Origin of the sequence: Streptomyces griseoruber (assembly GCF_001514205.1) — a bacterium.
Lineage (GTDB): Bacteria > Actinomycetota > Actinomycetes > Streptomycetales > Streptomycetaceae > Streptomyces > Streptomyces griseoruber.
Genome location: NZ_KQ948778.1, coordinates 144,718 through 170,901 on the forward strand (window position 1 = coordinate 144,718; position 26,184 = coordinate 170,901).

General features: G+C 72.0%; 25 protein-coding genes. 15 read left to right on the plus strand and 10 right to left on the minus strand.

Annotated features, from left to right (window positions below):
- Nucleotides 1-92 precede the first annotated feature (92 nt).
- Together AQJ64_RS33575 and AQJ64_RS33580 are read right to left on the minus strand one after the other, a co-directional pair.
- Nucleotides 93-1,376, minus strand: a complete 1,284-nt coding sequence (locus AQJ64_RS33575) for an MFS transporter (RefSeq protein WP_055634190.1) — start codon at nucleotides 1,374-1,376, stop codon at nucleotides 93-95.
- 183 nt (nucleotides 1,377-1,559) lie between these two features.
- The gene (locus tag AQJ64_RS33580) at nucleotides 1,560-2,342 is read right to left on the minus strand and encodes an IclR family transcriptional regulator (RefSeq protein WP_055634191.1); all 783 of its coding nucleotides are present in this window, start codon (nucleotides 2,340-2,342) and stop codon (nucleotides 1,560-1,562) included.
- A 95-nt stretch (nucleotides 2,343-2,437) separates the two neighbouring features.
- On the opposite strand from AQJ64_RS33580, the gene AQJ64_RS33585 reads away from it, so the two are divergent.
- The 11 genes from AQJ64_RS33585 to AQJ64_RS33635 all read left to right on the plus strand — a co-directional run bounded on the left by AQJ64_RS33585 (nucleotide 2,438) and on the right by AQJ64_RS33635 (nucleotide 13,043).
- Entirely contained in the window at nucleotides 2,438-3,385 is a 948-nt protein-coding gene (locus AQJ64_RS33585; protein ID WP_206189700.1) for a 5-dehydro-4-deoxyglucarate dehydratase, read from the plus strand.
- Nucleotides 3,382-4,671, plus strand: coding sequence for a glucarate dehydratase family protein (locus AQJ64_RS33590; RefSeq protein ID WP_059203249.1), 1,290 nt, complete (start codon nucleotides 3,382-3,384; stop codon nucleotides 4,669-4,671). Before AQJ64_RS33585 ends, AQJ64_RS33590 begins: the two co-directional genes overlap by 4 nt.
- 151 nt (nucleotides 4,672-4,822) lie before the next feature.
- The gene (locus AQJ64_RS33595) at nucleotides 4,823-5,956 is read left to right on the plus strand and encodes a carbohydrate kinase family protein (RefSeq protein ID WP_059203250.1); all 1,134 of its coding nucleotides are present in this window, start codon (nucleotides 4,823-4,825) and stop codon (nucleotides 5,954-5,956) included.
- Nucleotides 5,957-6,081: 125 nt separating this feature from the next.
- Nucleotides 6,082-7,140 (plus strand): PhoH family protein, encoded by a 1,059-nt coding sequence (locus AQJ64_RS33600; protein ID WP_079062100.1) that lies wholly within the window; start codon nucleotides 6,082-6,084, stop codon nucleotides 7,138-7,140.
- Between the two features lie 12 nt (nucleotides 7,141-7,152).
- Entirely contained in the window at nucleotides 7,153-7,650 is a 498-nt protein-coding gene (gene ybeY / locus AQJ64_RS33605; RefSeq protein WP_055636603.1) for an rRNA maturation RNase YbeY, read from the plus strand.
- Nucleotides 7,647-8,954: a hemolysin family protein gene (locus AQJ64_RS33610; protein WP_055636604.1), complete on the plus strand. Its 1,308-nt coding sequence runs from the start codon at nucleotides 7,647-7,649 to the stop codon at nucleotides 8,952-8,954. Before ybeY ends, AQJ64_RS33610 begins: the two co-directional genes overlap by 4 nt.
- Nucleotides 8,951-9,310 carry an MmcQ/YjbR family DNA-binding protein gene (locus AQJ64_RS33615; RefSeq protein WP_055636605.1) on the plus strand — a complete coding sequence of 120 codons (360 nt, stop codon included), beginning with the start codon at nucleotides 8,951-8,953 and terminating at the stop codon, nucleotides 9,308-9,310. The genes AQJ64_RS33610 and AQJ64_RS33615 overlap by 4 nt, the downstream gene beginning before the upstream one ends.
- Before the next feature lie 44 nt (nucleotides 9,311-9,354).
- Nucleotides 9,355-9,708, plus strand: coding sequence for a cytidine/deoxycytidylate deaminase family protein (locus AQJ64_RS33620; protein WP_055636606.1), 354 nt, complete (start codon nucleotides 9,355-9,357; stop codon nucleotides 9,706-9,708).
- A 221-nt stretch (nucleotides 9,709-9,929) separates the two neighbouring features.
- Entirely contained in the window at nucleotides 9,930-10,421 is a 492-nt protein-coding gene (locus AQJ64_RS33625) for a hypothetical protein (RefSeq protein ID WP_055636607.1), read from the plus strand.
- A 171-nt stretch (nucleotides 10,422-10,592) separates the two neighbouring features.
- Nucleotides 10,593-11,915 (plus strand): beta-xylosidase, encoded by a 1,323-nt coding sequence (locus AQJ64_RS33630; RefSeq protein WP_055636608.1) that lies wholly within the window; start codon nucleotides 10,593-10,595, stop codon nucleotides 11,913-11,915.
- Between the two features lie 111 nt (nucleotides 11,916-12,026).
- Complete coding sequence (locus AQJ64_RS33635; RefSeq protein ID WP_055637935.1) at nucleotides 12,027-13,043, plus strand: WxL protein peptidoglycan domain-containing protein; 1,017 nt, start codon at nucleotides 12,027-12,029, stop codon at nucleotides 13,041-13,043.
- Here AQJ64_RS33635 and AQJ64_RS33640 read toward each other — a convergent pair.
- Nucleotides 13,040-13,378, minus strand: coding sequence for a P-II family nitrogen regulator (locus AQJ64_RS33640; RefSeq protein ID WP_055637934.1), 339 nt, complete (start codon nucleotides 13,376-13,378; stop codon nucleotides 13,040-13,042). The genes AQJ64_RS33635 and AQJ64_RS33640 overlap by 4 nt on opposite strands.
- A complete protein-coding gene (locus tag AQJ64_RS33645) occupies nucleotides 13,375-14,688 on the minus strand; it encodes an ammonium transporter (RefSeq protein WP_055637933.1) in 1,314 nt (437 codons plus the stop codon). Before AQJ64_RS33645 ends, AQJ64_RS33640 begins: the two co-directional genes overlap by 4 nt.
- Before the next feature lie 173 nt (nucleotides 14,689-14,861).
- Here AQJ64_RS33645 and era point away from each other — a divergent pair, with 173 nt between their 5' ends.
- Nucleotides 14,862-15,815, plus strand: coding sequence for a GTPase Era (gene era / locus AQJ64_RS33650; RefSeq protein WP_055637932.1), 954 nt, complete (start codon nucleotides 14,862-14,864; stop codon nucleotides 15,813-15,815).
- 27 nt (nucleotides 15,816-15,842) lie between these two features.
- On the opposite strand, the gene AQJ64_RS33655 is transcribed toward era, so the two are convergent.
- Together AQJ64_RS33655 and AQJ64_RS33660 are read right to left on the minus strand one after the other, a co-directional pair.
- Complete coding sequence (locus AQJ64_RS33655; protein ID WP_055637931.1) at nucleotides 15,843-16,799, minus strand: hypothetical protein; 957 nt, start codon at nucleotides 16,797-16,799, stop codon at nucleotides 15,843-15,845.
- A gap of 94 nt (nucleotides 16,800-16,893) precedes the next feature.
- Nucleotides 16,894-17,772, minus strand: coding sequence for a helix-turn-helix transcriptional regulator (locus AQJ64_RS33660; RefSeq protein ID WP_059203251.1), 879 nt, complete (start codon nucleotides 17,770-17,772; stop codon nucleotides 16,894-16,896).
- Nucleotides 17,773-17,894: 122 nt separating this feature from the next.
- On the opposite strand from AQJ64_RS33660, the gene AQJ64_RS33665 reads away from it, so the two are divergent.
- Entirely contained in the window at nucleotides 17,895-18,749 is an 855-nt protein-coding gene (locus tag AQJ64_RS33665; protein ID WP_055636866.1) for an NAD-dependent epimerase/dehydratase family protein, read from the plus strand.
- Between the two features lie 12 nt (nucleotides 18,750-18,761).
- On the opposite strand, the gene AQJ64_RS33670 is transcribed toward AQJ64_RS33665, so the two are convergent.
- The 4 genes from AQJ64_RS33670 to AQJ64_RS33685 form a co-directional block, all read right to left on the minus strand.
- Nucleotides 18,762-20,045, minus strand: a complete 1,284-nt coding sequence (locus tag AQJ64_RS33670; protein WP_055636865.1) for an MFS transporter — start codon at nucleotides 20,043-20,045, stop codon at nucleotides 18,762-18,764.
- Nucleotides 20,042-21,379: a GH1 family beta-glucosidase gene (locus tag AQJ64_RS33675; protein WP_055636864.1), complete on the minus strand. Its 1,338-nt coding sequence runs from the start codon at nucleotides 21,377-21,379 to the stop codon at nucleotides 20,042-20,044. Before AQJ64_RS33675 ends, AQJ64_RS33670 begins: the two co-directional genes overlap by 4 nt.
- Nucleotides 21,380-21,461: 82 nt before the next feature.
- Nucleotides 21,462-21,728, minus strand: a complete 267-nt coding sequence (locus AQJ64_RS33680) for a protealysin inhibitor emfourin (RefSeq protein WP_055636863.1) — start codon at nucleotides 21,726-21,728, stop codon at nucleotides 21,462-21,464.
- A gap of 21 nt (nucleotides 21,729-21,749) precedes the next feature.
- On the minus strand, nucleotides 21,750-22,820 hold the full coding sequence (locus tag AQJ64_RS33685) for a M4 family metallopeptidase (RefSeq protein WP_055636862.1): 1,071 nt from the start codon (nucleotides 22,818-22,820) through the stop codon (nucleotides 21,750-21,752).
- A 319-nt stretch (nucleotides 22,821-23,139) separates the two neighbouring features.
- On the opposite strand from AQJ64_RS33685, the gene leuA reads away from it, so the two are divergent.
- A complete protein-coding gene (gene leuA, locus AQJ64_RS33690) occupies nucleotides 23,140-24,861 on the plus strand; it encodes a 2-isopropylmalate synthase (protein WP_055636861.1) in 1,722 nt (573 codons plus the stop codon).
- A gap of 184 nt (nucleotides 24,862-25,045) precedes the next feature.
- Nucleotides 25,046-25,741 carry a TerB family tellurite resistance protein gene (locus AQJ64_RS33695; protein ID WP_059203252.1) on the plus strand — a complete coding sequence of 232 codons (696 nt, stop codon included), beginning with the start codon at nucleotides 25,046-25,048 and terminating at the stop codon, nucleotides 25,739-25,741.
- Nucleotides 25,742-26,184: the final 443 nt, after the last annotated feature.

Below are 26,184 nucleotides of genomic sequence, written 5' to 3' on the forward strand. Positions count from 1 at the left end.
TCCGGTGGACCCGGTCCACCAGGATGTCGATGACGAGCGGTGCGCGCGGGCCGAAGCTCAGCCGGCGGGCGAGGGCGGCCCGGTGGGAGCGCTCAGTTCCCGGACCCCGGTGCGGCACCCGCCTGCCGGGGTCCGGCCGTGTCGTAGGCGCCCGGCGTGGGGACGGCCGGGGCGTCCACCTGGATCTCCACGACCGGGCGGGCGGGCGCCCCGCCCCGCCGCCGTACGGCTCCCGGAAGCACCCGACGCCCGCTCGCGTGCAGCGCCACCCCGGTCATCGGTACGGCGACCACGAGCAGCGCGGCGCCCAGCACCAGGCCCATCACGGGGAACCCGGCCTGCGCGGACAGCACGCTCCCGGTGAGCGGACCGGCCGCCGTGCCCAGCGAACCCGCCGAGCCGACCAGTACCGCCCAGCGGCCGCGCGGGTCCAGCGAGGCGGCCAGCCCGATGAGGTACGACAGGACGACCGGGTAGAGCACGTTCCAGACGATCTGGCCGGCCGCGAAGCCGGCCGGGGTGGTGGCCGAGGCGTTGCCCGCCACGCAGGCCGCGATGAGGACGGTCCCGATCCCGATCGGCAGCGCCCGGCCCAGGCGCGCCCCGAGCGCCCCGGCGGCCAGCACGCCGGTGAGCCCGGCGCCCAGCGCCACCGCGAACACCGCGCCGACGGCCGCCTCGCCGAGGTGCGCCTGCGTCAGCCCGATCCGTCCGCTCACGCCCCAGAGGGAGTTCTGCACCAGCGACCAGAACGGCATGGCGGCCGCCAGCACCAGTCCCGCCCGCAGGTTCGGCAGCGGGACGCGGGTCTGCGGCAGCGCCGGGTCGGCGGGCGCGCCGCGGCCGGGCAGACGCCCCGTCAGCGGTCCTGTGGCGAGCGCGGTCAGCGCGATGGCGGCGAGCGGCTGTCCGTGGCCCGCGCCGAGGTGCGGCACCGTCAGATAGACGGCCCCGGCGAGCGCGGACACCCCGAGCAGGCCCAGGGTGGAGGCGCGGTGCGGGTCGGGTTCGGCGGCGATCCGGGTGGCGGCGACCGCCGTGACCGTACCGGAGCCGAATCCGCCGAGGACCGCGCCCGCGACGACGGCCGGCACCGAGCCGGCCAGTGCGGCCCCGCCGTAGCCGAGCACGGCGAGCAGCAGCCCGGCCCGGGCCATGGTCCGGGCGCCGATCCGCTCCACGCGGGAGGCCAGCAGGAAGCCGGCCGAGGACGAGCTGAGCAGCAGCGCGCTGCCGACGGCGCCCGCCTCGGTGGCGGTCAGGGGCAGCCCGCCGTCCAGCCGGCCGACGACGGTCGGCAGCAGATAGGGAGCGAGATAGCCGGCCGTGAACAGGGCGACGAGGGGCCAGGGGATGGGGGTGCGGCGGGCGAACACGGGCGTTCCTGCACGGGCGAGAAGAGGCGGCTCGGGGGAGGGGCGCAGGCCGTCGACGGACAGGAACGCGCGGGCCATTCATATCAAGCGGGTGCTGCCCGAAAAAGCTGGGGATGCGTGATCCGGGTCACATGCTGTTTACAGGGGGAAACAACGGGTAACGATGGCGGTTTTCGGCGCTCTCTAGCGCCAGTTCACGGCCCCGCCGGCCCCCGGTGCCGTCGCCTCGATCTTGGCGCGTATCTCCCGCATCACGGCGACGATCCGCTCCTCGTGCCCGGCCGTCAGGCGGGCCAGCGGCACCGAGCAGCTGATCGCGTCCTGCGCCGGATGCTCGTACCGCAGTGCGAACCCGAAGCCGGCGATTCCGGTCACGCCCTCCTCGCGGTCCACGGAGTACCCTCGCGCCCGCACACCGGCCAGGTCCGCCCGCAGCGACTCGCGGCTGGTGTGCGACTTCGGGGTGAGCGCCGCGTAGGGCCCCTCGGGCAGCTCGTCGTCGGGACGTTCGGCGAGCAGTGCCTTGCCGAGGGCGCCGACGTGCGCGGGGAGGCGGCGGCCGACGCGGCTGATCGTGCGCAGATACGCGTGCGACTCACGGGTGGCGAGGTAGGCCACGTCCCGTCCGTCCAGCCGGCCCAGGTGGATCGTCTCGCCCAGCGCGTCGGACGCCTCGTCGAGGTACGGCCGCACCAGGCGGACGCGCGGGTCGGAGTCGAGGTAGCTGGTGCCGGTCAGCAGGGCGTGGATGCCGATGCCGTACAGGGAGCCGGTCACGTCCGTGCGCACCCAGCCCCGGCCGATCAGGGTCTGGAGCAGCGCGTACATCGAGCTGCGCGGCACGCCCAGCGCGTCCGCCAGCTCCTGGAGCCGCGCCGGGCGGTCCCCGCGCTCGGCGAGCAGTTCCAGCAGCTCGACCGTGCGCGCGGCCGATTTCACCTCGCGGACGCCGCCTGTCTCCGACATGCCCCGATCGTAAGCGGGGGCACCCGCGGCATTGACGGTGGCCGTTCGCGTATCTAACCTCCATCTTCATACATGGATAGCGTCTACATAGGGAGATGAAGAAGGTGGGCCTCGACACCGACACGGTCCGGCGGCTGCGGGAGGGCATGGCGGCGGGCGTGCTGTCCTTCCCGCTGACGAGCTTCCACGAGGACGGTTCCCTCGATCCCGACGGCTTCCGCACCCATGTCGCGAGCCGGCTCGCCGCCGCCCCCGGAGGCCTCTTCCCCGCCTGCGGCACCGGCGAGTTCTTCTCCCTCGACGAGGACGAGTACCGCACCGTGGTGCGGATCGCCGTCGAGGAGGCCGCGGGGAGCGTGCCGGTCGTCGCCGGGACCGGCTACGGCTGGGCCCAGGCCGCCCGCTTCGCCCGCATCGCCGAGGAGGAGGGCGCCGACGCCCTGCTCGTCCTCCCGCACTACCTCGTCGCCGCCCCCCAGGACGGTCTGGTCGCCCAGCTGGAGCAGCTCGCCGCCCGCACCCGGCTCCCGCTCATCGCCTACCAGCGCGGACCGGTCGCCTACGGGGTCGACGCCTTCCGGCGGATCACCGCGATCCCCTCGGTCGTCGGCCTCAAGGACGGCCACAGCGACCTCGACCGCCTCCAGCGCCTCACCCTCGCCGCCCCCGAGGGCTTCCTGCTCTTCAACGGCGCCGCCACCGCCGAGATCCAGGCCCGCGCCTACGCCACCGTCGGCGTCCCCGCCTACTCCTCCGCCGTGCACGCCTTCGCACCCGAGATCGCGGGCGCCTTCTTCACCGCGCTGCGGGACGGCGACGCGAGCACCGTCGACAAACTGCTGCGCGCGTTCTACGTCCCCCTCGTCGAACTCCGCGACCGGGCACCGGGCTACGCCGTGTCCCTCGTCAAGGCCGCCGCCCGGCTGCGCGGCGCCCCCGTCGGCCCCGTGCGCGCCCCGCTCACCGACCCCTCGGCCGCCGACCTGGCCGACCTCAGGACCCTTCTGACCACCGGACTCGACCTCGTGGGAGCCGCCCTGTGAACCTCGCCATCACAGACGTACGCCTGACGCCGATCCTGGTCGCCGACCCGCCGCTGCTCAACACCCAGGGCGTGCACCAGCCGTACACCCCCCGGCTGATCGTCGAGGTGGAGACCGCCGACGGCGTCACCGGGGTCGGCGAGACGTACGGCGACACCAAGTACCTGGAGCTGGCCCGCCCGTTCGCCGAGCGGCTGATCGGCCGTCAGGTCAGTGACCTGAACGGGCTGTTCACGATCGCCGACCAGACGGCGGTGGACTCCTCCCGGGTCTCCGGGAAGGTCGACGTGGGCGGGCTGCGCGGGGTCCAGACCGCCGACAAGCTGCGGCTGTCCGTCGTCTCCGGCTTCGAGGTCGCCTGCCTCGACGCCCTCGGCAAGTCCCTCGGGCTGCCCGTCCACGCGCTGCTCGGCGGCAAGGTCCGCGACGCCGTCGAATACAGCGCCTACCTCTTCTACAAGTGGGCCGGCCACCCCGAGGGGGTGCCCGGCGAGCAGGACGACTGGGGCGCGGCGATCGACCCGGCCGGGATCGTCGAACAGGCCCGGCGCTTCACCGAGCGGTACGGGTTCACCTCCTTCAAGCTCAAGGGCGGGGTCTTCCCGCCCGAGGAGGAGATCGCCGCCGTACGCGCCCTCGCGGCGGCCTTCCCCGGACACCCGCTGCGGCTCGACCCCAACGGGGCCTGGAGCGTGGCGACCTCGCTGAAGGTCGCGAAGGAACTCGGGGACGTCCTCGAGTACCTGGAGGACCCCGCGCTCGGCACGCCCGCCATGGCCGAGGTCGCCGCGGCGACCGGCGTACCGCTCGCCACCAACATGTGCGTGACGACCTTCGCCGAGATCCAGGAGGCCTTCACCCGCGGGGCCGTGCAGGTCGTCCTCTCCGACCACCACTACTGGGGCGGGCTGCGCAACACCCAGCAGCTCGCCGCGATCTGCCGGACGTTCGGCGTCGGGGTGTCCATGCACTCCAACACCCACCTCGGCATCTCGCTGGCCGCCATGACCCACGTCGCGTCCACCGTGCCCAACCTCCACCACGCCTGCGACTCCCACTACCCCTGGCAGGCGGAGGACGTCCTGACCGAGCGCCTCACCTTCGACGACGGCAAGGTCACCGTCTCCGACGCCCCCGGCCTCGGCGTCACCCTCGACCGGGAGAAGCTCGCCTTCCTCCACCGGCGTTGGCTCGACGACGACGGTTCGCTCCGCGAGCGCGACGACGCGGCGGCGATGCGATGGGCCGACCCCGACTGGGTGACACCCTCGGTACCCCGCTGGTAGACACGCGGCTTTCCCGGGCGTTCGGGGGGTTCGCGCGGCGTGCGGGGACCGGTGTGCTTCTGTTCGCGGCGTGACGGGAGCGGGAGGAGGGGCGGGCCGGGGGGCGGGTGGTGCAGACTGGCCAGGTCCGTACCACGTCAGGGAGCGCACCGTGACCGCGTCCACCGCGTCCACCGGAGAGGGACACCACCGCCGGAACGGCCAGGCCGCCCTGGTCGACCCCCTGGCCGCCCGGCGGGCGCCGGGAGATCCGCCCTGGGACGTCTACCTCACCGGCACCGTCTTCCTCGACATCGTCTTCACCGGCCTCGACTCCGCCCCCGTGCGCGGCACCGAGTCCTGGGCGCGCGGCATGGGTTCCAGCCCCGGCGGCGTGGCCAACATGGCCACCGCGCTGGCCCGCCTGGGCCTGCGCACCTCCCTCGCCGCCGCCTTCGGCGACGACCACTACGGCGAGTACTGCTGGGACGCCCTCGAACAGGGCGAGGGCATCGACCTCGCCGCCTCCCGCACGGTCCCCGGCTGGCACTCGCCCGTCACCGTCTCCATGGCCTACGAGGGCGAGCGGACCATGGTCTCCCACGGCCACGAACCGCCCCCGGAAGAGCCCGCCCCCGACTGCCCGCCGCACGCCCGCGCCGCCGTCGCCTCCCTCACCCCCGGCACACGCGACCCCTGGATCGCCCAGGCCGCCGCCCGCGGCACCCGGGTCTTCGCCGACGTCGGCTGGGACGACACCGGCGCCTGGGACCTGGCCGGCCTCGCCGACCTGGAACACTGCGAGGCCTTCCTGCCGAACGCCGAGGAGGCCATGCGCTACACCCGCGCCGACTGCCCCCGCGCCGCCGCCCACGCCCTCACCGAGCACGTACCGCTCGCGGTCGTCACCCTCGGCGCCGAGGGCGCCTACGCGGTCGACGGACGCACCGGCGAGACCGCCGAGGTCCCCGCCATCGCCGTCGAGGCCCTCGACCCCACCGGCGCCGGGGACGTCTTCGTGGCCGGCTTCGTCACCGGCACCCTGGCCGACTGGCCGCTCGCCGACCGTGTCGCCTTCGCCGGCCTCACCGCGGCGCTCTCCGTCCAGGAGTTCGGCGGCTCGCTCTCCGCCCCCGGCTGGAGCGAGATCGCCGCCTGGTGGCGCAGGGTCCAGTCGGTCGAGGGCCAGGCCCCCGAGGCGCTGCGCCGGTACGCGTTCCTGGAGGGCCTGCTGCCCAGGGAGGAGACCACACCCTGGCCGCTGCGCCGCGCGGTCCCGACGATCGGTTTCGGCCGCTCGGCGTAGGCACCGGGCCCATGACAAAACCCCTCGGCGATGTCAGCCCCCTGGCGTACCCTGGAACACGCCAGGCCGCCCCAGTGGCAGGCGAGACACATCCGGGAGGACGTAGAGGCCCTCGTGGCCGGCCTATGACTCAGACACCCACAGCTCACACGCCCGCGCAGGGCAAGGCGAGAGCACAGTTCACCGTTCCCGCCCAGCACCCCATGGTGACCGTGCTGGGGTCCGGCGACTCCCTCCTGCGCGTGATCGAGACGGCTTTCCCGGCGGCCGACATCCACGTCCGGGGCAATGAGATCAGCGCTACCGGCGACCCACGGGAAGTCGCCCTCATCCAGCGCCTGTTCGACGAGATGATGCTGGTGCTCCGCACCGGGCAGCCGATGACGGAGGACGCAGTGGAACGCTCGATCGCCATGCTGCGGGCGAGTGAGAACGGGACGAGTGACGGCCAGGAGACCCCGGCCGAGGTACTGACTCAGAACATCCTGTCCTCGCGCGGCCGCACCATCCGGCCCAAGACCCTCAACCAGAAGCGGTACGTCGACGCGATCGACAAGCACACGATCGTCTTCGGCATCGGCCCCGCCGGTACCGGCAAGACGTACCTGGCCATGGCGAAGGCGGTCCAGGCCCTCCAGTCCAAGCAGGTCAACCGGATCATCCTGACCCGCCCGGCGGTCGAGGCCGGCGAGCGCCTCGGCTTCCTGCCCGGCACGCTCTACGAGAAGATCGACCCCTACCTGCGCCCGCTGTACGACGCGCTGCACGACATGCTGGACCCGGACTCGATCCCGCGGCTGATGGCGGCCGGGACGATCGAGGTCGCGCCGCTGGCCTACATGCGCGGCCGTACCCTCAACGACGCCTTCATCATCCTGGACGAGGCCCAGAACACGAGCCCCGAACAGATGAAGATGTTCCTCACCCGCCTCGGCTTCGACTCGAAGATCGTGATCACGGGTGACGTGACCCAGGTCGACCTGCCGAACGGCACGAAGTCGGGTCTGCGTCAGGTCCAGGACATCCTGGAGGGCGTCGAGGACGTGCACTTCTCGCGCCTGTCGTCCCAGGACGTCGTACGGCACAAGCTGGTGGGCCGTATCGTCGACGCGTACGAGAAGTACGACAGCACCAACGGCACGGAGAACGGCACCCACAAGGGCGGCCGGACCAAACGGAAGTAGACAAGCCAGCACATGTCGATCGACGTCAACAACGAATCCGGAACCGAGGTCGACGAGCAGGCGATCCTCGACATCGCCCGCTACGCCCTCGCGCGGATGCGCATCCACCCGCTCTCCGAACTCTCGGTGATCGTCGTGGACGCCGACGCCATGGAGCAGCTGCACATCCAGTGGATGGACCTGCCGGGGCCGACGGACGTCATGTCCTTCCCGATGGACGAACTGCGTCCGCCGTCGAAGGACGACGACGAGCCCCCGCAGGGCCTCCTCGGCGACATCGTGCTCTGCCCCGAGGTCGCCGCCAAGCAGGGCACCGAGGCGCCCACCCAGCACTCCATGGACGAGGAGCTCCAGCTGCTCACCGTCCACGGAGTGCTGCACCTGCTCGGCTACGACCACGAGGAACCCGACGAGAAGGCCGAGATGTTCGGCCTCCAGGCGGCCATCGTGGACGGCTGGCGCGCGGAGAAGGGCCTGACCGGCCCGTCCCCGGCGCCGACCCTCTCATGAGCCCCACCCTGGTCTCCGGCGCGATCGCCCTGGTCGTCGTCGCCTGGCTCGCCGCCTGCGCGGAGGCGGGCCTCGCGCGCGTCTCCAGCTTCCGCGCCGAGGAGGCCGTACGGTCCGGGCGGCGGGGCAGCGCCAAGCTCGCCCAGATCACCGCCGACCCCACCCGCTACCTCAACGTGGCGCTGCTGGTGCGCGTCGCCTGCGAGATGGCGGCGGCGGCCCTGGTGACGTACGCCTGCCTCCAGGAGATCCACGGCACGGCCCCCGCGCTGCTCGCCGCGATCGGCGTGATGGTCCTCGTCTCGTACGTCGCGGTCGGGGTCTCCCCGCGCACCATCGGCCGCCAGCACCCGCTGAACACCGCGACGGCGGCGGCGTACGTCCTGCTGCCACTGGCCCGGATCATGGGCCCCGTCCCGTCGCTGCTGATCCTGATCGGCAACGCGCTCACCCCCGGCAAGGGCTTCCGCCGCGGCCCCTTCGCCTCCGAGGCGGAGCTGCGCGCCCTGGTCGACCTCGCCGAGCAGGAGTCCCTCATCGAGGACGAGGAGCGCCGGATGGTGCACTCCGTCTTCGAACTCGGCGACACCCTCGTCCGCGAGGTGATGGTCCCGCGCACCGACCTGGTCGTCATCGAGCGGTACAAGACGATCCGCCAGGCCCTCACCCTCGCCCTGCGCTCCGGTTTCTCGCGCATACCCGTGAGCGGGGAGAGCGAGGACGACATCGTCGGGATCGTGTACCTGAAGGACCTGGTCCGCAAGACGCACATCAGCCGGGACGCCGAGTCCGACCTCGTCTCCACGGCCATGCGGCCCGCCGCCTTCGTCCCCGACACCAAGAACGCCGGTGACCTGCTGCGCGAGATGCAGCTCCAGCGCAACCACGTCGCCGTCGTCATCGACGAGTACGGCGGCACGGCCGGCATCGTCACCATCGAGGACATCCTCGAGGAGATCGTCGGCGAGATCACCGACGAGTACGACCGTGAGCTCCCGCCCGTCGAGGAGCTCGGCGACGACCGCTACCGGGTCACCGCCCGCCTCGACATCACCGACCTCGGCGAGCTGTACGGCCTGGAGGAGTACGACGACGAGGACGTGGAGACCGTCGGCGGACTGCTCGCCAAGGCCCTGGGCCGGGTCCCCATCGCCGGGGCGGCCGGCGTGGTCGACCTCCCGGACGGCCGCACCCTGCGGCTCACGGCGGAGGCGGCGGCCGGCCGCCGGAACAAGATCGTGACGGTACTGGTGGAGCCCGTCGAGCGGTCCTCGGACGGGACGCGGGAGGAGAAGCCGGAGTGACCCCGGAGCAACTGCGCGCCCTGTGCCTGTCCTTCGAGGCGGCGGAGGAGGACTTCCCCTTCCGGCCGGAGATCTCCGTCTTCAAGGTCCTCGGCAAGATGTTCGCGCTGAGCTGGACGGACCAGCGTCCCCTCAAGGTCAACCTCAAGTGCGACCCCGAGGACGCGGTCCGGCTGCGCTCCGACCACCCCGACCTGATCGCCCCCGGCTACCACATGAACAAACGCCACTGGAACACGGTCACCGTCGACGGCGACCTCCCCGAGCGGCTCGTCCGCGAGCTGGTCGAGGACTCGTACGACCTGGTGGTGGCCGGTCTGCCCCGCGCGGAGCGCCTCCGCCTGGACCGCCCCTGAGGGGTGAGCGGGGTGAATGGCCGGCTGCTCCGTATGCTCGGACCATGACCGACAGCAACGCGCTCGACCCCGAGGACCGCAAGATCGTCACCCTGGCCCGTTCGGCGCGGGCCCGCAACGGTGTGCCCGAGGGCGCGGCCGTACGGGACGACACGGGCCGAACCTATGTCGCCGGGACGGTCGAGCTGCCGTCGCTGAAGCTGAGCGCGCTGCGGACGGCGGTGGCGATGGCGGTGGCGTCGGGAGCGGCGTCGCTGGAGGCGGCGGCGGTGGTGAGCGAGGCGGAGGGCGTCGCCGAGGAGGATCTGGCCGCCGTACGGGATCTCGGCGGGCCGGGGACACCGGTGCTGCTGGCTTCGCCGGACGGGACGGTACGGGGCACCGCTTCCGCCGGTTGACGGATCCTTCCCGCCCACTCACTCACCCACTCACCCACCCCGGAAGTTCTGTTGTCAACTCGGCCGGAATTCGACCTTGCCGTCGCCCCTTCCCTCCCTCATCAATGGAGCCGTAACTTCCGACGGACCGTCAGATTCACCCCCCACCGGGCCCGGTGACCGCACCCACCGTCCCGCTCCCGACGTCCGTCTCCCCACATCCGGGAAGGAGCCGGAATTCCATGAGCAAGCGAATCGGATCAGGTGCGGCACTGCTGGCCGGGGCCCTCGCGGTCACCGGGCTGGCGTTCGCGCCCTCGGCCGCCGCCGCCGTCACCCCGACGTCGGCCTCCATCACCGCCAGTTGCGGCATCTTCGGTGGCGGCGCCGCCACACTCACCGCCACCCAGAGCACCACCGACCCCACCGCGGCCACCATCACGCTCACGTCCAGCGCGATCACCACACCGCTCGCGCTCGGCAAGAACACCATCGCGTCCACGCTCACGATGGTGAACTCCACCGGTGCCAACCGGGTCTTCAGCGGCACGGTGAACCCCGCCATGTCCGCCGGCTCCTCCATCACGGTCGGTCCGCTTCCCGGGACCGTGGCCGTGGGGGACAGCCTGACCTTCGACGGCGGCAGCCTGAAGATGGTCATCTTCGGCATCACCATCACCTGTACGACGACACCGAACACGAACCAGACGCCGGGACCGTTCGTGTTCAGCTGATAGCTACTGGAAACACCGCAGGCGGACCGTCAGTTTCCGTACGGGACCAGGAAGCTGACGGTCCATCAGTTGACATCCCCGTCTCCATTGACTTCTGGCGCGATCCGCACCTCAATGCCCCCTACGGCGCAGACGAGCCGCTGCGCCCGCACCCTGGAGGAGGGGGCAACGATGGTTTCACCCCGAAGGTCCCGAAGACGGCGCTGGGCTTCGCTGCTCGGGGCGACCGCGCTCGCGGTCACCGCGGGCGGCGCGCTCGCGTGTCCGGCCGGCGCCGCCGACAACGTGGACTTCGCGACGCACTGCATCCCGCCGGCGATCGCGGGCATCCCGCCGATCGACGGCACCACCACCGCGAAGATCACGGTGGACAACACCAGCCCCAAGGTCGGCGACACCGTCACGGTGACCTACACGGTGGTCAAGGCCGCCGCGAGCAACCCCACCGTGATCGACCTGCCGGCCGACATCATGACGCCGACCGGCGTGGTCGCCCTCGGCGGCGCGCAGACCGGCAACATCACCGTCGCGGGGCCGAAGAAGAACGACCCGGTGCCCGGCAACGGCGCCTTCCCGTCGTTCTCGATGACCGGCACGTTCACGGTCACCTCGCCCGGCGCGATCACCCTCTCGCCCGGCGACTACAACATCCACACCAGCTACATCCTGGAGCTGGACACCGTCTGCACGGTGACCAACCCGCCCGCCCCGGTGTCGGAGACGATCACCGCGGCGGACAACCCGCCCGCCAACACCCGTAACCTCGCACTCGGTTCGGCCTCCGGCGGCCCGGGCGACCCCGTCGGCTTCACCGGCGGCGGCTTCACCGCGGGCGCGACGGTCACCGTCGCCGGGCGCTCCGGATCCGTCGAGACCGCGGACAGGACCACCGTGACCGCGGACTCCTCGGGCAGCATCTCCGGCTCGCTCGTCGTCCATGACCTCACCACCACCGGGGTCGTGGCGTACGAGGGCAGCGCCTGGAGCTCCGACCTGGGCACCTCGACCGCCGCGTACGTCGTCATCGACGACACACCCGTCCCCGAGGGCAGCCAGAAGCTGACGACGACCGTCAGGGCGGGTGACCTGTCCATGGAGCAGTCCGGGGACAGCGTCGCGATGTCCACGGTCGACTTCGGCTCCGGCGACCCCTCGACCGGCGACCTCAACGCGGTGACGGTCAAGGACTACCGCGGCGGACCCGCGGGCTGGTCCCTGACCGGCAAGGTCACCGACTTCAGCGGACCCGGCGCCAAGATCGACGCCGGCAAGCTGAGCTGGACGCCCGTCTGCACCACCAAGGCGGACAGCCCGAGCACCTGCCAGGCCGGCTCGTCCGGCGTCGTGGGCAGCGCGGGGGCGACCCTCGCCTCCACCCCGGACGGCACGCTCACCGGTGGTGAGTTCACCGCGAAGGCCGGGCTCTCCCTCGACGTACCGGCGTTCACGCCACCGGGCTCGTACGCCGGTGTCCTGACGCTCACGCTCACCTGAACCACCCGTCCTCGCGGTGGCCGGGCGGCCGCCCCACAGGCCCGCACCCGCCCGCCCACCGAGCCCGTCCCATCACCCGTGGAACGTCTGTGGGGGTCCGCACCCATGTCGCTGCGCAAGCCGTACGCCGTTCTCCTCCCGGTGCTCCTGCCGTTGCTGCTGGGCCTGCTGACCGCCGCGCCCGCCCGGGCCGCCGACAACGGCAGCTGGTCCGTCTACCCCGTCTCCTCGGCCGTCGCCGCACGGCCGTACTTCTATGTCTCCGCCGATCCCGGCCAGAGCGTCCAGGACAAGGTCGTCGTCGCCAACAAGACGGCCGGGCCCCTCACCTTCCGGCTCTACGCCGCCGACGCCTACAACACCGCCCGCGACGGCGGTTTCGCCGTGAAGTCGCTCGGGGAGCGGATGCGGGGCGTGGGCGCGTGGGCCGTACTGCCGAAGGAGCGGGTCACCGTGCCCGCTCACAAGACCGTCACCGTGCCGTTCACCGTCAAGGTGCCCGAGGACGCCGAGCCCGGGGACCATCCCGGCGCGATCGTCGCCCTCGACGAACGGATAGACCGGGGCGACGGCTCGGTCGCCCTCGGCGTCCAACGGGCGGTCGGCGCCCGCGTCTACCTCACGGTCGGCGGTCCCACCCTGCCCGCGCTGGCCGTCGAGAACGTCCACATCAGCCACCACCAGCCCCTGGTCCCCGGGCTCGGCGACAGCACGGCGACGATCTCCTACACCCTGCACAACACGGGCAACGTCACCCTCCGGCCCAAGGTCGCCCTCAGGGCCGAGGGCCTCTTCGGCCGCACGCTCCTCACCCGAGACCTGAAGAAACTCCCCTCCCAGCTCCTCCCGGGCCAACGCGTCCGCCTGACGGAACGGTGGACGGGGGCGCCTCAGCTCGACTGGGCGGACGTGAAGCTGACGGCGACGGCCACGGGCACCAAGGAGTCGGCGACGGCGTCGTTCGTGGCGGTGCCGTGGCTGCCGGTCGGGGTGATGGCGGCGGGGCTGGCCATCGCCGGTCGGCTCTTGCTCGGACGGCGACGCCAACGCCGGTCAGGGGCGCGGGGAACTGCGCGACCAGCCCCCACCCACCCGCAGACGAAAACACACACGACAACCGGTGCTTAAAGCGCGTCGGGCCCCCGCTCACCCGTCCGCACCCGCACCACCGTCTCCACCGGCACCGCCCACACCTTCCCGTCCCCGATCTTCCCGGTGTGCGCCGCCCGCACGATCGCGTCGATCACGGCATCGGACTCCGCGTCCTCGACGACGACCTCGATCCGCACCTTCGGCACGAGGTCGACCTGGTACTCGGCCCCCCGGTACACCTCGGTGTGGCCGCGCTGCCGGCCGTACCCGCTGGCCTCGGTCACGGTCAGCCCGTGGATACCGAGCTCCTGCAGCGCCGTCTTGACCTCGTCGAGGCGGTACGGCTTGACGATCGCGGTGATGAGCTTCATTCCGGGGGCTTGACCTTCTGGGCGGAGGGGAGGACGGAGTGGCCGACCGGGGCACCGTGGCCCAGGACGCCGTGATCGTATGCGGTCTCGGCGTGCACCGTAAGGTCCAGGCCGGTGTACTCCTGGTCCTCGTCCGCGCGGAAGCCCAGCGTGCGGTCGAGGACCGTGCCGATGCCGTACGTGACACCGAAGGCGTAGGCCGCCACGACGGCCACCGCGACCAGCTGCCTGCCGAGCTGGGTGAGCCCGCCGCCGTACAGGAGTCCCTCCGTGCCGCCGGTCATGGTGTCGACGGCGAAGACGCCGATGAGGAGGGTGCCGATGACGCCGCCGACCAGGTGGACGCCGACGACGTCGAGCGAGTCGTCGTAGTTCAGCCTGAACTTCCAGCCCACGGCGTACGAGCAGACGGCGCCCGCGGCGAGACCGACGACGAGCGCGCCGAGCAGGGAGACCGAGCCGCAGGAGGGGGTGATCGCGACCAGACCGGCCACCGCGCCCGAGGCCGCGCCCAGGGTGGTCGGATGGCCGTCGCGCTTCTGCTCGACGAAGAGCCAGCCGAGCAGGCCGGTGCAGCCGGCGGCGAGGGTGTTGAGGAAGACCGCGGCGGCGAGACCGTTGGCGCCGAGGGCGGAGCCCGCGTTGAAGCCGAACCAGCCGAACCAGAGCAGACCGGCGCCGAGGACGACCATGGGGAGGTTGTGCGGACGCATCGCGTCCTTCTTGAAGCCCAGACGGGGCCCGAGGACCAGACAGAGGGCGAGTCCCGAGGCTCCGGAGGTGATCTCGACGGGGAGTCCGCCCGCGAAGTCGAGGGCGCCGAGCCGGGAGACGATCCAGCCGCCGGACCCCCAGACCCAGTGGGTGACGGGAACGTATACGAGCAGCGCCCAGACGGGGACGAAGACCAGCCAGGCCGCGAATTTCGCGCGGTCCGCGATCGCGCCGCTGATCAGGGCCGCCGTGATGATCGCGAAGGTGAGCTGGAACGTGGCGAAGAGGAGGGTGGGGACCGTGCCCTGGACGCTGTCCGGGCCGAGGCCCGCCATGCCCGCGTGGCCCAGATCGCCGATGAGCCCGCCGAACGCGTCGTCGCCGAAGGCGAGGGAGTAGCCGGCGGCCAGCCACACCACCGTGACCAGCGCGATCGACACAAAACTCATCATGAGCATGTTGAGCACGCTCTTCGTGCGGACCATGCCGCCGTAGAAGAGGGCCAGACCCGGGGTCATCAGCAGGACGAGCGCGGTGGCGGCGAGCAGCCAGGCGGTGTCGCCGGTGTCGACGTGTGCGGCGGCGAGGGGCGTCACGGGATCTCCAACGGTGGGTGGGCTCGTCAGAGGGTCACCGGTCCCGGTTTCCGGTCGCGTACGGGTGTGTTTCCGTGACGTTTCGTTGCGGGCGGGTTTCCGGAAGCTCACCGTCGGCGGTCGGGCCGCTCGTGTGTACGGCGGGGCTTCCTGGATCAGGGAGAATGGGGGCCATGAGCGTTCGTAACCAGTCATCCGAGCAGCCGGCCGGGACCCTGCACCGTGCCGGCTTCGCCTGCTTCGTGGGCCGCCCCAACGCGGGCAAGTCCACCCTCACGAACGCTCTGGTCGGGAAGAAGGTGGCGATCACCTCGAACCGGCCGCAGACCACCCGGCACACGGTACGGGGCATCGTGCACCGCCCCGACGCCCAGCTGATCCTGGTCGACACACCGGGTCTGCACAAACCGCGCACACTCCTCGGCGAGCGCCTCAACGACGTGGTCCGCACCACCTGGGCCGAGGTCGACGTGATCGGCTTCTGTCTGCCGGCGAACGAGAAGCTGGGCCCCGGCGACCGCTTCATCGCCAAGGAACTGGCCGGCATCAAGAAGACCCCGAAGGTCGCGGTCGTCACCAAGACCGACCTGGTGGACTCCAAGGTGCTCGCCGAACAGCTCATCGCCATCGACCAGCTCGGCAAGGAACTGGGCATCGAGTGGGCGGAGATCGTCCCGGTCTCCGCGGTGGGCGACCGTCAGGTGGACCTCCTCGCCGACCTGCTGGTCCCCATGCTCCCGGAGGGCCCCGCGCTCTATCCGGAGGGCGATCTGACCGACGAGCCCGAGCAGGTGATGGTCGCCGAGCTGATCCGCGAGGCCGCGCTGGAGGGCGTACGCGACGAGCTGCCGCACTCCATCGCCGTCGTCGTCGAGGAGATGCTCCCGCGCGAGGACCGCCCCGCCGACCGGCCGCTCCTCGACATCCACGCGAACATCTACATCGAGCGCACCAGCCAGAAGGGCATCATCATCGGCCCGAAGGGCCGCCGCCTGAAGGACGTGGGCATCAAGTCCCGCAAGCAGATCGAGGCCCTCCTCGGCACCCCCGTCTTCCTCGACCTGCACGTCAAGGTCGCGAAGGACTGGCAGCGGGACCCGAAGCAGCTGCGCAAGCTCGGCTTCTAGAGCACCCGCCCGGGTCCCCCGGCCCGGTCACACGGCCCGGGGGCCAGGCGCCGGTGCGGTCAGCTGGCCGGTGGCGGTGAGGGCCAGGCGGGAGAAGAGCTGGCCGGAGAAGCCGAAGAGCAGGGCGATGGCCAGCGCGATCGGGCGTTCCGGGGTGTTCCAGGAGTTCTCCAGGAACACCTGACCGAGCAGGTTCAGGTCGGGGTCGGCGAGCATCCGCACCAGCAGCAGCCCCCCGACCGCCGCCAGCGCCCCGCCGACCGGCGCGAGCACCAGCACCCCCCAGGACGACGGCGGACGCTGTGAGCGCATCACCCCGACCACCGGGGACAGGAACCCGCCCAGCGCGCCGAGCAGCATCGTCTCCCGGTGATCCAGCACCCTCCCGATCAGCAGGATCGCGCACAGCCCGGTCAGCGCCAGCCACAGGGCGATGCGCTGCTGGTCGTAGTCCCGCTCCGCCGCCCCGTCCTCGGTCTCGTGCACCCGCTGCGCTGCCGCCAGCACCAGCGCCCGCCCCTCGACCGCGCCCACGTCGGCGGCGGCGAGCCGGGTCGCCATCTCCTCGTCGGCCGCGTCGCCCGAGGCGCGCAGCTGGAGCACCAGCGACTCCCGCTGCGCGAGCACCTCCTCGTCCGGCTCGACCCCGAGAAGCCGGCGCTCCGAGGTGTGCAGCACCCGCCACGCGGCGGCGAGCTTCGACAGCGGGATCGCGATCACCCCGTACCGCGCACTCAGCCGCCACACCACCGTGCCGCCCTGCTCCAGCTGCGCCAGCCGCCCCGCCACCGCCGCGACCACCGCCTTCTGCGCCGACCCCTCACCGCAGACGCCGCCCAGATACTCCGCCCGCGCCCGGCAGTCCCGCAGCCGCGCCTGGAGCAGCCGGTACCGGGGGGCGGCGATCAGCCCCCGGCTGGTGATGTAGACGATCAACAGGTAGCAGACACAGACCAGTTCCAGCCCCCAGCCGCCGACGCGCATCTGTCGTCCCCCTGTTGTGCCGTGATGCCCGAGCAGTTCAGCAGGCAGGTGATGCCCGGGAGAGCCGCTCGGGCAAACGGGGACACGCGGAGTCTCAGCCGCCTTCCGTCCCGGCCGCCCCCGCCCCCGCCCCGCTCGTGGTGAAGTCCTGCAACCCCACCACCCGCAGCAGCCGCAGGCGTTCGTAGGAGTCCGTGCCCGGGCGGGCCGTGTGGATGATGAGGAGCTGGTGGTGGGCGTGGCTGAGGAGGACCTCGCAGTCGAGGTCCAGGAGGCCGACCACGGGGTGCTGGAAGCGTTTGGTCGCCTTGTGCCGCAGGGACACCTCGTGGGCGTCCCAGAGGCGGGCGAACTCCGCGCTGCCCGCACGGAGTTCGGCGACCAGGGCGGCCGGTTCGGGGTCGTCGGGGCGGGCCGCGGCCACCGCGCGCAGATTGGCCACATGGGCGCGGGCGTGGTCCGGGCGGTCCTCCTCGGGGAAGAGCCCGCGGACGTCCGGGTCGAGGAAGTAGAGCCGGGACAGGTTCCGTTCGGGCCGGCGGCGGGCCATCACGTCGAGGGTCAGGGCGCGGGCCATCGCGTTCTGGGCCAGGACCTCGCCGCAGTCCGTCACCACCTGGGCCGGGGTGTCGTGCAGCCGGTCCAGGATCAGCAGCAGTCCCGGAGCGACATGGGCCGACGCCGTCTCGCGGCGCGGCGGTTCCTCGCCGGCCAGGTGGAAGAGGTGGTCGCGTTCGTCGTCGGTGAGGCGCAGGGCGCGGGTCAGCGCCGTCAGCGTCTGGCGGGACGGACGCGGGCCCCGGGACTGCTCCAGGCGGGTGTAGTAGTCCACCGACAGGGCCGCCAGCTGGGCCACCTCCTCGCGGCGCAGGCCGGGGGTACGGCGGCGGGCGCCCGGGGGCAGACCCAGGTCCGAGGGGGCGAGACGGGCCCGGCCGCGGCGCAGGAAGTCGGCTAGTTCGGCTCGGTTCACCCCTCCAGGCTGCGCCCTTCCGTCCGGCTTATCCAGGGACTGCCGGTCCCCCGATCGACGGGTCTCTCCCGCCCGGCCCGGCACCGGCCCAGGGTGGGAGCACAGACCGAGAGGGGAAGACCATGCTGACACTCGTGACCGGCACCACCGGACAGGTCGGCCGGCGGTTCGTGCCGCGGCTGTTGTCCCAGCGGGAGCCCGGTGAGCGGATACGCGTCCTGGTGCGGGACGCGGCGCGCGGGGAGCCGTTCGCGGAGCTGGGCGCCGAGGTGGTCGTGGGGGATCTGCGGGACGAGGAGGCGCTCGGCAGGGCCGTGGCCGGGGCGGACGCGGTGGTGAACGTCGCCGCCTCCTTCCGCGGGGTGCCCGACGAGGAGGCGTGGGCGGTCAACCGGGACGCGGCGGTGGAGCTGGGCCGGGCCGCGCTGGCCGCCGGCGTCAAGCGCTTCGTGCAGGTCAGCACGGGGCTGGTGTACGGCCTCGGGCGGGGGCGGCCGTTGACCGAGGACGACGAGATCCGGCCCGGCGGCGAGATGTGGGGCGCCTACACCGAGTCCAAGGCGGCGGCCGAACGGGAGCTGCTGGACCTGGCGGGGATGGAGGTGCGCGTCGGGCGGCTGCCCTTCGTCTACGGCAACGGCGACCCGCACCTCGCCCAGTCCCTGCACTGGGCCGCGCACTGGGCCTCGTACCAGCGGCTCCAGATGGCCCACCACGTCGATGTCGCCCAGGGACTGCTGCGGCTGCTGTACGCCCCGGCGGTGGCCCGGCCGCTCTACAACATCGCCGACGACGCCCCCGTCACGGCCCTGGAACTGCACCGGCTCAACGGCGTCGAGCCGCCTGCCGGGATGCACACCCGGACCGACCCCGACCCCTGGTCCGGGATCATGTCCAACCGGCGGATCGCCAGGGACCTGGGCTTCCGTCCGATCCACCCGAGCGTATGGGCCGCCCGCGACGCCGGCGCCCTCTAGGGCCCGTCGCGGCTACTCCACCCCCCTGATCCGCCCCACGAGCACCGCGCCCGCCAGGCCCACCGCCGCCGCCACCAGGTACAGCACCCGGTAGCCGCCCAGGTAGGTGACGATCGGGGCGGCGAGGACGGGCGCCGCGACCTGGGGCAGGGAGTTGGCGACGTTGATGACGCCGAGGTCCTTGCCCCGGTCAAGGGCCTTCGGCAGGACGTCGGTCATCAGCGCGAAGTCGACCGAGGCGAACACGCCGTAGCCGACGCCCTGCACGGCCGCCACGACGATCGCCCCCGGCCAGGTCTGCCAGACCGCGAGCCCCGCCGTCGCCACCGCCATCAGCACGCCGGACCAGACCACGAACGGCTTGCGCCGGCCCACCCGGTCCGACCAGACGCCTCCGACGACGACCGTGGCGAGCAGGGTGAGCCCGTTCACCGCCGACAGGATGAGCACGCCCTCGTCGGGGTCGGCGTAGTGCAGGCGGTCGCGCAGGTAGTACAGCAGGTACAGCAGCACCAGCGCGTTGCTCAGGTTCATCAGGAACCGGGTGATCCAGGCCCAGCCCAGGTCCGGATACTTCCTCGGGCTCAGCCAGAAGCCCTTGAGGAAGCCCGGCCAGGACCAGGCCGGGCGGTCCGTCACCGGCAGCCGCAGATCCTCGTAGCGCAGGACGTACGGCAGCACACCCAGGGCCGTGAACACCGCGCACGCCACATAGCCCGCGCCCACGCCGCCCGCCGCCGTGGCGAGCGCCGTGCCGCCGACCACGCCGAGGACCTGCGCGACCCCGAGCCAGCCGCCCACGGCACCCCGCTGGGACCGGGGGACCCGGTCCGGCACCGCCGCGGTGACCGCCGCGAACGCCGCGTTCAGGGTGAGCTGCACCAGGCACCAGCCCAGCGCCATCGTCCACACCCCGTCCGCCACCGCGAGCAGCAGCAGGGACAGGGCGCCGCCCACCGCGCCCGCCACGATCCACGGGGTACGGCGGCCGTACCGGGACGTCGTACGGTCCGACAGGGCGCCGAAGAGCGGGTTCGCCCACAGCGACACCAGGGCGCCCACACCGGTCACCCAGGCCAGCATGGTCTCCTTCGACATGCCGGAACCGGGTGCGAAGTCCTTGGCCTGGGAGGCCAGCAGGATCTGCAGCGGGCCGTACCAGCCCACCCAGACCGCCCCGTTGGCGAGGGACAGGGCCGAGGTCCAGCCCGGGCCCACGCGCTCGACGGGCTCGGCCAGCGCGGGCCCGGGGCCGGCGGGGGCGCCGCGGTCCGGCGCCCTGTCCTCGGTCGTCATCCCCGCGCCCGCGGCGCCTGTGCCCGCAGGACGTCCCGGAACCACCGGTACGACGCCTTCGGGGTGCGGGTCTGGCTCGCGTAGTCGACGTGGACCAGGCCGAAGCGGCGCGCGTAGCCCTCCGCCCACTCGAAGTTGTCCAGCAGCGACCACACGAAGTAGCCGCGGACGTCCACGCCCGCCTCCAGCGCCCGGTGCAGCGCGCGGACATGGCCGTCGAGGTAGGCGATGCGGTCCTGGTCGTCGAGGCCGTCGTAGGAGCAGCCGTTCTCGGTGATGACCACCGGCGGGAGGCGGTCGCCGTAGCGGTCCTTGAAGGTGGTGAGCAGTTCGGTCAGACCCTCGGGGACCACCGGCCAGCCGAAGTCCGTCACCGGTACGTCCTCGATCTCCCGTACGGAGAAGGGGAGATCGGCCGGCATGGTGATCCCGCCGAACTCGATCTCGGTGCCCTGCGGGGCGCCCACCCTCGTCGGGGCGTAGTAGTTGACGCCGTACCAGTCGAGCGGCTCGCCGATGATCTTCAGATCGGCGGCGACATCGCCCGGCATCAGCTCGCCGAGCCCCTCCGGGTACTCGCCCAGCAGCAGCGGCTCCGCGAACAGGCGGTTCAGCAGGAGGTCGTAGAAGGCGGCCGCCTCCAGGTCGGCCGGTTCCCGGGACGCGGGCCAGGTCGGGCCGTGGGAGTTGGCGACGCCGATGTCCGTGGCGCCGGCCGCGCGCAGGGCCCGTACGGCGAGACCGTGGGCGAGGAGCTGGTGGTGGGCGACCGGCAGCGCGTCGAAGAGGAGCTGCTTGCCCGGCGCGTGGGTGCCGAGGGCGTGGCCCAGCAGGGTGTGCTCGGCGGGCTCGTTGAGGGTGATCCACTTGCTCACCCGGTCGCCGAGGCGGTCCACGACCGTCGACACGTACTCCGCGAAGCGCGAGGCGGTGTCCCGCTCCAGCCAGTCCAGGTGGGCCGGCAGGTCCCAGTGGAAGAGGGTCGGGACGGGGCGCACGCCCGCCGTCAGCAGCTCGTCCACCAGGGCGTCGTAGAAGTCCAGACCGCCGGGGGAGTTCACCCGGGGCCAGGATATGGAGAAGCGGTACGCGTCCACCCCGAGGTCCTTCAGGAGGGCCACGTCCTCGGTGTGGCGGTGGTAGTGGTCGCAGGCCACCGCCGCCGTGGAGCCGTCCTTCACCCGTCCCGGCTCGGCGGAGAAGGTGTCCCACACGGACGGCTCGCGCCGGTCCGCGGCGCCCTCGATCTGATGGGCGGAGGTGGAGACGCCCCACAGGAAGCCGGCCGGGAACTGGGGGATCGGGTGCACCGCGTCGCGCGGATCGTTCGCCATGGGCGGGATCATCCTTACCCACCGGTAAGGAAGTCAACGCCCCGACGGCAACTACCGGTTGCGCGCCCCGGCGCACGGTTGCCTAGGCCCCTTCCTTCAGCACCCGCGAGATCAGCTTCCGCTGCTCGGGGGTGAGCCGGGGATCGGCCGCGTACACCGTCCTCCCGTCCACCGTGATCTCGTAGCTGAACCCGTCCGGGACGCCCCGCGGACGCGCGGGACCGCCGTCCGCCAGCGCCTGCTTCGCCAGGTCCTCCCACTCGCGGGCATCGGGGAGCCCCGAGGTGTCCACCTCGGCGTGCCGTTCGATGCCCGCGAAGCCGCCCGTGCGACTCACTCGAATCCGCATGGAACCGTGTCTAGTACGGATCTACAGGATCCGCACCCCCACCTGCTCCCACGCCTTCTGCACGGCCCGGAGCTCCTCGCCGCCGTCCCCGAACCGCGCCCGCGCCGCCTTCACGGTCAGCTTGGCGAAGTCGCCGAACAGCGCCCTCTGGGTCAGCTTGCCGCCGGTGAGCACGTCGTACCAGATCTGGCCCGCCTTCTCCCAGGCGTGCCCGCCGATGGCCGTCGCGACCAGGTAGAACGCGTGGTTGGGGATGCCCGAGTTGATGTGCACACCGCCGTTGTCGCGACCGGTGCGGACGTAGTCGTCCATGGTCGCGGGCTGCGGGTCCTTGCCGAGGACGTCGTCGTCGTACGCCGTGCCCGGGGCCTTCATCGAGCGCAGGGCCGATCCGGTGACGCCGGGGGCGAGGATGCCCGCGCCGATCAGCCAGTCGGCCTCGGAGGCGGTCTGGCCGAGCGTGTACTGCTTGATGAGCGAGCCGAACACGTCGGACATCGACTCGTTCAGGGCGCCCGGCTGGCCGTAGTAGGTCAGGTTCGCCGTGTACTGCGTGACGCCGTGGGTGAGTTCGTGGCCGATGACGTCGACGGAGTTGGTGAAGTCGACGAAGATCTCGCCGTCGCCGTCGCCGAACACCATCTGCTCGCCGTTCCAGAAGGCGTTGTTGTAGCCCTCGTCGTAGTGGACGCTGGCGTCCAGCGGCAGACCCTCGCCGTCGATGGAGTGGCGGGCGTAGGCCTTGAGGTAGAGGTCGAAGGTGGCGCCGAGCCCGGAGTAGGCGCGGTTGACGGTGGCGTCCTGGCCGGGGTCCTGGCCCTCGGAGCGGACCTTGCCGCCGGGCAGGTCGGTGCCGTGCTCGCAGTCGAAGATCGTGCGCAGCGGCTGGTCGGCCGGTGCCTTCACCGTCGGACCGGCCCACAGGCCGTACTCGGTGCCCACCCGGCGGCGGTTGCGCAGCTCGCCGTCGCGCAGCAGGGTGCGCTGGGCGGGCCGGGCGAGGGCGGGGTCGTCGTTGCTCGCCAGCTTGTCCAGGACATGCGGCGGTACGACGGTGCAGAAGACGGGCTCGAAGCCCCCGTTCGTCGTCATGAGTCGCACCATTGCACTGTGTTATCCCGCTGTCACCACAGGCAACCATGATCGGTGAAAAACGGTGACAAACATGGCCGATCTGCGGCGGGGAGTGGTATAGCGCACGTTTCGCCCCTTTGGTTCCCGTGGTCCCGCATACTGATACGGACCCACGCGACGGGAGCGGCTCGGCTAGGCTGCGGAGCACTATGCGTTTCGGGCTGCTTCTCCTTAGCTGCCGCGGCGAGGGCCTGTAAGACAGGTCGACTCCCTCCCCGCGGAGCTTTGCGTTGCATCGTCGGCCGTCCTTCCGGACATCCTGAGGAGCCCCGCGAACATGGCGAACCGCCAGCAGCCCAGCCAGATGCCGATCCACAAGTACGGACAGTACGAGCAGGTCGACATCCCCGACCGCACCTGGCCGAACCAGCGGATCACCGTAGCCCCCCGCTGGCTCTCCACCGACCTGCGGGACGGCAACCAGGCCCTGATCGACCCGATGTCGCCCGAGCGCAAGCGCCGGATGTTCGACCAGCTGGTCAAGATGGGCTACAAGGAGATCGAGGTCGGCTTCCCCGCCTCCGGCCAGACCGACTTCGACTTCGTGCGCTCGATCATCGAGGAAGAGGGCGCGATCCCGGACGACGTCACGATCTCCGTGCTGACCCAGGCCCGCGAGGACCTGATCGAGCGGACCGTGGAGTCCCTGAAGGGCGCCAGGCGGGCCACCGTCCACCTGTACAACGCGACCGCCCCGGTCTTCCGCCGGGTGGTCTTCCGCGGCTCCAAGGACGACATCAAGCAGATCGCGGTGGACGGCACCCGTCTCGTCATGGAGTACGCCGAGAAGCTGCTGGGCCCGGAGACCGAGTTCGGCTACCAGTACTCGCCGGAGATCTTCACCGACACCGAGCTGGACTTCGCGCTGGAGGTCTGCGAGGCGGTGATGGACGTCTACCAGCCCGGCCCGGGCCGCGAGATCATCCTCAACCTGCCGGCCACCGTGGAGCGCTCCACCCCCTCCACCCACGCGGACCGCTTCGAGTGGATGAGCCGCAACATCTCCCGCCGCGAGCACGTCGTCATCTCCGTGCACCCGCACAACGACCGCGGTACGGCCGTCGCCGCCGCCGAGCTGGCGCTGATGGCCGGCGCCGACCGCGTCGAGGGCTGTCTGTTCGGGCAGGGCGAGCGCACCGGCAACGTCGACCTGGTGACCCTGGGCATGAACCTGTTCTCCCAGGGCGTCGACCCGCAGATCGACTTCTCCGACATCGACGAGATCCGTCGTACGTGGGAGTACTGCAACCAGATGGAGGTCCACCCGCGCCACCCGTACGTGGGCGACCTGGTCTACACGTCCTTCTCCGGCTCCCACCAGGACGCCATCAAGAAGGGCTTCGACGCCATGGAGGCCGACGCGGCCGCCAAGGGCGTCACCGTCGACGACATCGAGTGGGCGGTCCCGTACCTGCCGATCGACCCCAAGGACGTCGGCCGCTCCTACGAGGCCGTCATCCGGGTCAACTCGCAGTCCGGCAAGGGCGGTATCGCGTACGTCCTGAAGAACGACCACAAGCTGGACCTGCCCCGCCGGATGCAGATCGAGTTCTCGAAGCTCATCCAGGCGAAGACGGACGCCGAGGGCGGCGAGGTCACCGGCTCCGACATCTGGGCGGTCTTCCAGGACGAGTACCTGCCGAACCCGGAGAACCCCTGGGGCCGCATCCAGGTCCGCACGGGCCAGTCGACCACCGACACCGACGGCGTCGACACCCTCACCGTCGAGGCCACGGTCGACGGCGAGGACACCGTCCTGACCGGCACCGGCAACGGTCCGATCTCGGCCTTCTTCGACGCCCTCCAGTCCATCGGCATCGACGTACGCCTGCTGGACTACCAGGAGCACACGATGAGCGAGGGCGCCTCCGCGCAGGCCGCCTCCTACATCGAATGCGCGATCGACGACAAGGTCCTGTGGGGCATCGGCATCGACGCGAACACGACGCGTGCCTCACTGAAGGCGGTCGTCTCCGCCGTCAACCGCGCGACCCGCTGACCGTCCTGACCGGCCGTTTCGGGGCCTTGACCGTCGTATACGGCGATCAAGGCCCCGTCGGTTATCGGCCACCACCGCGCCGAGGTCACGGAAAGGTCTCGTCCTGGGTGCTGACTAGTCCTCCCCCCTGTGGCTAACATCACGCAGACGTGGCGATGTTGCCGCGGGGTTACGGAGGTGCGACGTGCTGCCAGGACGGGGACGAGACGGCCAGGTCACCAGGCTTGCCCGCATCCTGGGCACCCGCACCGCGTGGACACCCGTCGGGGACGGCGAGTTCTTCTGCCCCGGCTGCGGCGGCGACCGCAACTACCAGCGGCTGACCGGCCGGCGCCGGTTCACCCTCCTCGGCCTGCCCGTCCTCTCGCGCGGTGAGACCGGCCCGGTCGTCGAGTGCGCGGCCTGCCGGTGCCAGTACGGCACCGACGTCCTCGACCACCCCACCACCACCCGCTTCTCCGCGATGCTCCGCGACGCCGTGCACACCGTCGCCCTCGCCGTCCTCTCCGCGAGCGGCACCTGCGCCCGCCCCTCCCTCGACACGGCCGCGGACGCGGTCCGCGCGGCCGGCTTCGCCGACTGCACCCGCGAACAGCTCGCCGCCCTCGTCGACGCCCTCGCCGCCGACACCGGCCGCACCTACGGCGAACCCTGCGGCGCCGGACTCGCCATAGAGCTCCACGAGGCCCTCGACCCCCTCGCCCCCCACCTCGCCCCCACCGGCCGCGAGGCGATCCTCCTCCAGGGCGCCCGTATCGCCCTCGCGGACGGCCCCTACACCCCCTCCGAACGCGAGGTCCTCGCCACGGTGGGCGCGGCCCTGACGATCGACGCGGACGAGGTGACCCGGCTCCTGGCGGCGGCGGGCACACCCTCCTGATACTCCCCCGGGAGTAACGCGGCCCCCGGGCCCCCGCCGCAGTACCCCCGAACCCGGGAAGAGGAAGGGCATCAGCTCGCCGACACGGCCCGGACGGCGGCGCGAAGGTCGAGCTGACCGTGGGCGCCACGGACGTACGGCCCGCCGTCGGCGCGGCGGCCTACCGGATCGTCCAGGAGGGACTGACCAACGCGGTACGGCACGGCGGCCGCGGGGACCTGACCGTGGAGGTGCCCGCTCCCGGGGACGGACCGGTCGGCATGCGGGAGCGGGCCCGCAGCGTCGGCGGCACCCTGGCGGCGGGCCCGAGGGACGGGGGTCCGAGATCGGCGACGCGCTCGGACCGAGCCCGCTCACCGCGAAGACCCATGTCAGCCGGATCACGGGGAAGCCGGGGGCGCGGGACCGGGCGCAACTCGTCGTCGTGGCGTACGAGTCGGGAA

Bases quoted from the DNA above. Each gene is read 5' to 3' on its own strand.
- AQJ64_RS33580 (WP_055634191.1), bottom strand. From the start codon at position 2,342: ATGTCGGAGACAGGCGGCGTCCGCGAGGTGAAATCGGCCGCGCGCACG.
- AQJ64_RS33585 (WP_206189700.1), top strand. From the start codon at position 2,438: ATGAAGAAGGTGGGCCTCGACACCGACACGGTCCGGCGGCTGCGGGAG.
- AQJ64_RS33600 (WP_079062100.1), top strand. From the start codon at position 6,082: ATGACTCAGACACCCACAGCTCACACGCCCGCGCAGGGCAAGGCGAGA.
- ybeY (WP_055636603.1), top strand. From the start codon at position 7,153: ATGTCGATCGACGTCAACAACGAATCCGGAACCGAGGTCGACGAGCAG.
- AQJ64_RS33610 (WP_055636604.1), top strand. From the start codon at position 7,647: ATGAGCCCCACCCTGGTCTCCGGCGCGATCGCCCTGGTCGTCGTCGCC.
- AQJ64_RS33620 (WP_055636606.1), top strand. From the start codon at position 9,355: ATGACCGACAGCAACGCGCTCGACCCCGAGGACCGCAAGATCGTCACC.
- AQJ64_RS33625 (WP_055636607.1), top strand. From the start codon at position 9,930: ATGAGCAAGCGAATCGGATCAGGTGCGGCACTGCTGGCCGGGGCCCTC.
- AQJ64_RS33630 (WP_055636608.1), top strand. From the start codon at position 10,593: ATGGTTTCACCCCGAAGGTCCCGAAGACGGCGCTGGGCTTCGCTGCTC.
- AQJ64_RS33640 (WP_055637934.1), bottom strand. From the start codon at position 13,378: ATGAAGCTCATCACCGCGATCGTCAAGCCGTACCGCCTCGACGAGGTC.
- era (WP_055637932.1), top strand. From the start codon at position 14,862: ATGAGCGTTCGTAACCAGTCATCCGAGCAGCCGGCCGGGACCCTGCAC.
- AQJ64_RS33655 (WP_055637931.1), bottom strand. From the start codon at position 16,799: ATGCGCGTCGGCGGCTGGGGGCTGGAACTGGTCTGTGTCTGCTACCTG.
- AQJ64_RS33665 (WP_055636866.1), top strand. From the start codon at position 17,895: ATGCTGACACTCGTGACCGGCACCACCGGACAGGTCGGCCGGCGGTTC.
- AQJ64_RS33670 (WP_055636865.1), bottom strand. From the start codon at position 20,045: ATGACGACCGAGGACAGGGCGCCGGACCGCGGCGCCCCCGCCGGCCCC.
- AQJ64_RS33675 (WP_055636864.1), bottom strand. From the start codon at position 21,379: ATGGCGAACGATCCGCGCGACGCGGTGCACCCGATCCCCCAGTTCCCG.
- AQJ64_RS33680 (WP_055636863.1), bottom strand. From the start codon at position 21,728: ATGCGGATTCGAGTGAGTCGCACGGGCGGCTTCGCGGGCATCGAACGG.
- AQJ64_RS33685 (WP_055636862.1), bottom strand. From the start codon at position 22,820: ATGACGACGAACGGGGGCTTCGAGCCCGTCTTCTGCACCGTCGTACCG.
- leuA (WP_055636861.1), top strand. From the start codon at position 23,140: ATGGCGAACCGCCAGCAGCCCAGCCAGATGCCGATCCACAAGTACGGA.